An 881-nucleotide genomic window follows, 5' to 3' on the forward strand; every position below is an offset into this window, starting at 1 on the left:
AACCATTCGTTTATATTCACTTCTAAGGCGCCGGCACTTAAAGTGTCGGAGATGACGCCTTGGCCGTATCGTAATTCAGTAAAGAAGTTGTCAGTGATGTGGGTTCCATAGGTAAGAGATGCACCGTATGTTTGTGCTGTAAGTGGGAACTCAAATATAGAGCTAGCAGAATCATCACTGCCTGGAACCGGTTCAAGTACCAATAAAATAGACTTGAATTGATTAAAATGTGTACCGATAGCAAGGTAGTCGCGGCCTTCGCGATCTAAAACTGGGTCGGTTGGTGCTGCTGGACCTCTTGCAAAGGTAGTAACAGATGTAAAAAGCGCAGTTAGCAGCGCAATAATACGTAAAGTATTGGTAGTTGGCATGGATGCTACTTTCTTTATTAGTTTAACTGCTTGATATTACAGTAATGGCAACCGTGGCCTATTTGCATGGGTCACAAATGCGTTATTTATATTGCAGTTCGTGATAGCTAAACAGCATCGCTTTGACACGATCTTCCGACAGTTCAATATTTAAGCTGTGTTGCTCAATGATCCATTGCCTCATTTGTTCAACCTGACCTGAGGCTCCCGTGTCCAGCGTAGACTGCCATTCCGACAATTCCATTGACGGATCGCTATTTATGGCTTCGTATAGCTCAGTGTAAGCTGCGTTATCGGTGTAGTAATCGGCGCAAAAAATACTTCCTTCTTCACTGTCGTGCGCCAGCTCTTTTAGCGTTTCTGCTGGGGTCGCTCCCTGATCTATTAACAAATCTATGTCGATGCTTGGATTATCCAAAATATACTCTTCCCAATCTTCATCGGGAGTAATAAGGGTCGTTTTAATTTGTCCGTCAGGTAGTGACCAAGAAGCTGAGATCGGGATTTGTC

2 protein-coding genes are annotated in these 881 nt (G+C 43.7%); both read right to left on the bottom strand.

Going from position 1 to position 881, the window contains the following annotated elements; all coding sequences use genetic code 11:
- Positions 1-371 (bottom strand): hypothetical protein (locus A3738_RS22825; protein WP_156504431.1); only part of this gene is annotated, 371 nt, incomplete at its 3' end.
- Between the two features lie 82 nt (positions 372-453).
- Positions 454-881, bottom strand: a 428-nt coding sequence (locus A3738_RS31420) for a hypothetical protein (protein WP_068763881.1), incomplete at its 5' end; no start/stop codon positions are given.

The sequence above is a fragment of the Oleiphilus sp. HI0066 genome (assembly GCF_001635725.1).